A 6,213-nucleotide genomic window follows, 5' to 3' on the forward strand; every position below is an offset into this window, starting at 1 on the left:
AGCCTATATGTTACGATTTGGGGAGATGAAAAATGTATATTTTTTTACTAATATTGATACTAGTAAAACGTTTTACTTTGTTCAGCCTTTTACAAACAAAAATCCAATTTAAACCAGCATTATCTTTCGCAGCTTATTCAGCCCTGGCATAAGGTATTTGGCAGATAAATTGGTAAAACGTTTTATCAACTACAATGAAACCAAATATTAATTTATGAGAAAACTTTCCTTAGCAGCACTTTGTCTTTTTTTTAATTTAATTGTAAAAGCTCAAGATAAAGCACCCGCTTATCCATTAATTACACATGATGCTTATTTCAGTATTTGGTCTTTTGGCGATGGGCTTAACCAATCGGTAACTAAACATTGGACAGGCAAAGAGCAATCGTTACTGGGTGTTATTAAAGTAGACGGGAAGTTTTACCGGTTTTTAGGCGAAGAAAGCAAAACCTTTACAGAAATACTCCCAGCTGCTGATGTTTTAAAATATCAGGCCAGTTACAATTTCGATAAACCTGAAGCAGGTTGGGAAAATAATAGTTACAACGATAACGCTTGGAAAAAAGCCGATGCCCCTTTTGGCGATGATCATTCTGCCAAAACTAAATGGAATAGCGATGACCTGTATTTCAGAAGAACCTTCGATATCACCCATGTATCGGCCACAAAAAAATACCTTAAACTCAATCACGATGACAATGTAATTGTTTATTTAAATGGTAAAGTCATTTACAAAAAAAATGGATGGGTTTCTGATTATATATACTTACCCATTGAAGATGGTATCTTAAAAACAGGGAAAAATGTATTGGCCATCCATTGCAAAAATACTGCTGGTGGCAGGCATTTAGATGCCGGGATTGTAGAAGAAGATATAGATCTTGTTAAAATTCCGCCCGCAACCCAAACCAATGTGTCCATCGAGACTACTACGACCAAATATACTTTTAGCTGTGGCAGTGTAGAACTTCAGGTAAGTTTCACCTCTCCGCTATTACTCAACGATATTAAATTAACCGCAAGGCCAATCAGTTATATCAATTATACCGTAAAATCTACTGATACCAGGGCGCACAGTGTAGATCTTTTCTTTGGGGCATCATCAAGCCTGGCAGTAAATACACCAAACCAAAGTGTATCGGCCTGGAAGAGTACGAAAAACAACCTCTCTATCTTAAAAACAGGGACAGTAGAGCAGTCGGTGTTAAAGAAAAGGGGAGATGATCTGCGTATCGATTGGGGTTATTTATACGTGGCCGTTCCTGCCAGGTTTAATGCGACTCAGTTTATAGCTACGCAGAACGAAAGCTTAAAAAGTTTTGTTGGTTCCAAATATCCAACACCAACACAGGTTTTAAATTCGAAAAACCTAAACCTAAGCAGTATCATTCCTTTTGGTTCGGTTTCTTCAACCCCGGTAGATAAATATATGATGTTGGGTTATGATGACCTAAAATCGGTTGAATATTTTGGCGAAAAGCTGCAACCCGTTTGGAGGCTTTCGGGTAGTCAGCAGTTTGAAGATCAACTGGCAGAGGCCAATGCCCAATATCCTTCGTTAAAAACCAGCTGTGCCACTTTTGATGCCAAACTATATGCCGACGCAGAAAATGCTGGAGGAAAAGAATATGCTGATATGTGTAAACTGGCTTATAGACAAGCTATCGCGGCGCACAAAATCGTGTATGCCCCAAATGGTGATATCCTGTTCTTATCGAAAGAAAATTTTAGCAATGGCTCAATCAATACAGTGGATGTAACTTATCCTTCAGCACCACAATTTTTAGTTTACAATCCCGAATTGTTAAAAGGCATGTTAAATGGTATTTTCTACTATTCAGAAAGTGGAAAATGGAAGAAACCTTTCGCTGCACACGATTTAGGTACTTATCCTTTAGCAAACGGCCAAACCTATGGCGAAGACATGCCTGTAGAAGAGGCTGGCAATATGATCATCTTAACCGCGGCCATTGCCAGGGCAGAAGGAAATGCAAAATATGCCGCGAAACATTGGGAAGTAATGTCGGTATGGGCAAACTACCTGCTAAGAGAAGGTTTCGATCCGGCCAATCAATTGTGTACCGACGATTTTGCCGGACATTTAGCCAGAAATTCGAATTTATCGGTCAAAGCTATCGTAGCTTTAGGTGCATATGCGCAAATGGCGCAATCGTTAGGCAAGGCCGATGTGGCTACAAAATACCGCACAGCTGCTTTACAAATGGTCCAAAACTGGATGAAACTTGCTGATGATGGCGATCATTATGCCCTAACTTTTAACAATAAAAATACCTGGAGCCAGAAATATAATTTGGTTTGGGATAAACTTTTAAAACTCGATCTGTTTCCGAAAGCGCTTTATAAAAAGGAGATTAATTTTTATTTAACCAAACAAAAAGATTTCGGATTACCATTGGATAGCCGCAGAACCTATACCAAGTCTGACTGGATTATGTGGACCGCTACTTTGGCCGATAATGATGCAGATTTTCAAAAATTTATAACTCCGATTTATCGTTTTGCTACTGAAACAGAAAGTAAAGTGCCACTGAGCGACTGGCATGAAACCACCAATGGGAAAATGACTGGCTTTCAGGCGAGAAGTGTTGTTGGCGGTTATTTCATCAAAATGTTAGCCGATAAATGGAATATTAAATAATCATATAAATCAGCATTTGCAGGCCTGTAACTGCGCCAACAAATGCCGGTTTTTTATAATATACAGTCTGGTTTTGGTTATATCAGCTGGAAAGAATAAACACAAACAAATGAAACTTAAATTAATCGCATCCGTTTTATGCTGCCTGGTTACCCAAAACTTACGGGCGCAGCAGAAAGATTGGGTTCACTACGTTAACACCCTTCAGGGCACAAATTCCAAACACGAACTCACCCGAGGGAATACTTACCCAACAACTGCGCTGCCATTTGGCATGCACACCTGGACACCCCAAACGGGTAGAAACGGTGATGGCTGGAAATATCAATACTTTAAAGACAAAATCAGGGGCTTTCAGCAAGCGCACCAATGCAGTTCGTGGACGAGAGATTATGCGGTATTTTCTTTAATGCCGATGGTTGACGAACTGATTGTAAATGAAGATAAACGCGAGGCTAAATTTAGCCATCAGGATGAGATTGCTAAACCAAACTATTATAAAGTAACATTCGAAAATGATATCACCACCGAGATTTCACCATCAGAACGTGGCGCGCACCTCAGGTTCAGTTATCCAAAAGGCAAAAGGAGCTTTTTAATTTTAGACGGGTATAATAGGTTAAGTGGGGTACAGATCTATCCTAAAGAAAATAAAATCACTGGCTGGGTAAACAATGGCGAAGGTTTTAAAAGAGGTTGGAAAAGTTATTTCGTAATCCGGTTCGATCAACCGATTAAATCTTACGGCACCTGGGAGAACAAAGGTAATACCATTACAAAAGATTCCATTTCAGCTGAAGGATTGGGTAAAGGTGCATTTGTACAGTTCGAATCTGGTGCAAAAGTGCAGGTGAAAACCGCTTCATCTTATATCAGTTTACAACAGGCCGAACTGAATTTAAAAAGAGAACTCGGCAATGATCAGACTTTAGAAGATACTAAAGCCAATGCTGCTGCGGTATGGAATAAATCGCTTGGTAAGATAGAAGTAGAAGGCGGATCGAAAGCAGATATAGAAACTTTTTATTCTTGCTTTTTTAGGGCAAGCCTGTTCTCCAGAAAGTTTTATGAAATAAATGAAGCCGGAAAACCATATTATTTTAGTCCGTATGATGGTAAAGTTCATGATGGGTATATGTTTACTGATACAGGTTTCTGGGATACTTTCCGGGCGCAATTTCCACTAAACACACTGGTGCAGCCAGAAATGCACGGTCGTTATATGCAAGCCATGCTCGATGCTTATGAGCAATGTGGCTGGTTGCCGTCCTGGTCTTTCCCGAGCGAAGCAGGAAGCATGATTGGTAACCATGCCATTTCGTTGCTAACTGATGCCTGGGCAAAAGGAATCAGAACATTCGATCCGAAAAAGGCGCTGGACGCTTATTATCATGAGGCGATGAACAAAGGACCCTGGGGGCCGGCAAATGGTAGGGATGGCGTAACCGAGTACAATCAATTGGGTTATGTTCCCTATCCAAAATACAGGGAAGCTACTGCTAAAACATTAGAATATGCTTATGATGATTTTTGCGCTTACTATTTGGCTAAAATGATCGGCGATAAACATTATATGGAGGTTTTTGAGAAACCGATGTTCAATTATAAAAATGTTTACGATGCTTCTACACGTTTTATGAGAGGGAGGAACGCCGCAGGAAAATGGTCGCCAAATTTCGACCCAACCGAGTGGGGTGGCCCCTTTACCGAAGGAAATGCATGGCACTGGCAATGGTCGGTTTTTCAAGATACCAGGGGTTTAATTAATTTGATGGGAGGGAACAACAATTTCATCGCCAAACTCGATTCTGTTTTTAGTGAACCCAATAAAGTAAATGTAGGTTCGTATGGTGGCATGATTCACGAAATGACCGAAATGGTAATGGCCAACATGGGGCAATATGCACATGGAAATCAACCCATACAACATATGGTTTATTTATATAATTATGCCAACCAACCCTGGAAAGCACAGTTTTATGCCCGGGAGGTGATGCATAAACTGTACGATGCGACAGAAAATGGTTATCCGGGAGATGAAGACCAGGGACAAACCTCTTCGTGGTATGTGTTAAGTGCATTAGGGTTTTATAGCGTAACACCAGGAACAGGGGAGTACGTTTTAGGAAGCCCCATGTTTAAAAAAACGACCATTAATTTAGAAAATGGCAAAAAATTCGTCATAGAGGCGCCTGCCAATAATGTTGCCAATGTTTATATCAAATCGGCAAGCTTAAATGGTAAAAATTATACCAAAAATTTTATAAACCATAGCGATTTATTAAGAGGTGGGGTGTTAAAATTAGAGATGAATGTTAAACCTTCGTTAAATAGAGGGTTATTAGAAGAAGATAAGCCATTTTCAATCAGTAAATAAAGATTGAATTGCTACTTTTGGCGAATTAATTCAGATTAATAAAGAATAGATAACAGAAATATATATAGAATGGAAAAGCCTGTTGCATTAGGTGTAGATATTGGTGGCTCGCATATTACGGCCGCATTGGTGGATTTAGAAACAAGAACTTTGGTGAAAGATTCTATCAAACGTAGCCCTGTGAATTCGCAGGAGAGTAAGGAAGTGATTTTATCGGCATGGTGCGATATCATCAATAAGGCTTTTAAAAATATTAAAAATGGTGCCCGGAACGTTGGGATTGCCATGCCAGGTCCTTTTAATTATAGCGAAGGTATTTCATTAATTAAAGATCAGGAAAAGTTTAAATCACTTTACCAGATCAATGTAAAAGAAGAATTGTCTGAAAGATTGGATATCCCGGCAGAAAATATTCACTTTATAAATGATGCCGCAGGTTTTTTACAAGGTGAGGTTTTTGCCGGCGCTGCCAAAGGAAATGCCAGTGTGTTGGGCCTCACGCTTGGTACCGGGCTTGGTTCATCGCTTTGCCTCAATTATAAAGCCTTTGATGCTGACCTCTGGAACTCCGAATTTTTAGACGGAATTGCTGAAGATTACTTGTCTACGCGCTGGTTCGTAAAACGTTTTAACCAACTTAGCGGAAAAGTAGTTGCAGGCGTTAAAGAGCTGGTAGAAATTGTAGATACCGATCATCATGCAACCATGGTTTTTATGGAATTCGGTTATAACCTGGCGCAGTTTTTAATCCCGGTTATTAAGCAGCATAAAATTGATACGGTGATAGTTGGCGGTAATATTGCGCAATCGTTTAGTGCTTTTGCACCTGAATTAATTGCAACACTTAAAGGTAATGGGGTTGAAACAGAAATTAAAATCTCAGAACTGAAAGAACATGCTGCATTAATTGGTGCGGCTAGCTGTTGTGATTTAAGTTTGACCTAAAATTAGGCTTTAACAGCCCTAATCTCATTGTTTGGAATGGATTATTTAAGAAAAAACTGCAGAACTGTAATTTAATCAATTAATTCTGCAGTTTTTTGCTCCTTAACACAAGGCGACACTATTTTATGTCTCCTTTTTTGTGTGTATCTCATTTGTTTTTAGTGTAATTAGCTTTATTTTGGTTTATTTCTTCAAAAAAATCGAAATAAATTTTTCGTTTGCAATAATATTC

General features: G+C 39.2%; 3 protein-coding genes. All 3 read left to right on the top strand.

From position 1 onward, the window contains the following. The first annotated feature begins 214 nt into the window (after positions 1-214). The 3 genes from AC07YT_RS24905 (at position 215) to AC07YT_RS24915 (ending at position 5,981) form a co-directional block, all read left to right on the top strand. Complete coding sequence (locus AC07YT_RS24905; protein ID WP_086547649.1) at positions 215-2,659, top strand: glutaminase family protein; 2,445 nt, start codon at positions 215-217, stop codon at positions 2,657-2,659. Positions 2,660-2,768: 109 nt separating this feature from the next. Beyond that, entirely contained in the window at positions 2,769-5,036 is a 2,268-nt protein-coding gene (locus tag AC07YT_RS24910) for a GH92 family glycosyl hydrolase (protein ID WP_086547648.1), read from the top strand. 69 nt (positions 5,037-5,105) lie between these two features. Next, positions 5,106-5,981, top strand: a complete 876-nt coding sequence (locus AC07YT_RS24915) for an ROK family protein (RefSeq protein ID WP_086547647.1) — start codon at positions 5,106-5,108, stop codon at positions 5,979-5,981. Positions 5,982-6,213: the final 232 nt, after the last annotated feature.

Source organism: Pedobacter sp. GW460-11-11-14-TSB4 (assembly GCF_059423705.1).

What these genes read in the sequence shown, in the direction of transcription:
- AC07YT_RS24905 (WP_086547649.1), top strand. Translation starts at nt 215, where the DNA reads ATGAGAAAACTTTCCTTAGCAGCACTTTGTCTTTTTTTTAATTTAATT.
- AC07YT_RS24910 (WP_086547648.1), top strand. Translation starts at nt 2,769, where the DNA reads ATGAAACTTAAATTAATCGCATCCGTTTTATGCTGCCTGGTTACCCAA.
- AC07YT_RS24915 (WP_086547647.1), top strand. Translation starts at nt 5,106, where the DNA reads ATGGAAAAGCCTGTTGCATTAGGTGTAGATATTGGTGGCTCGCATATT.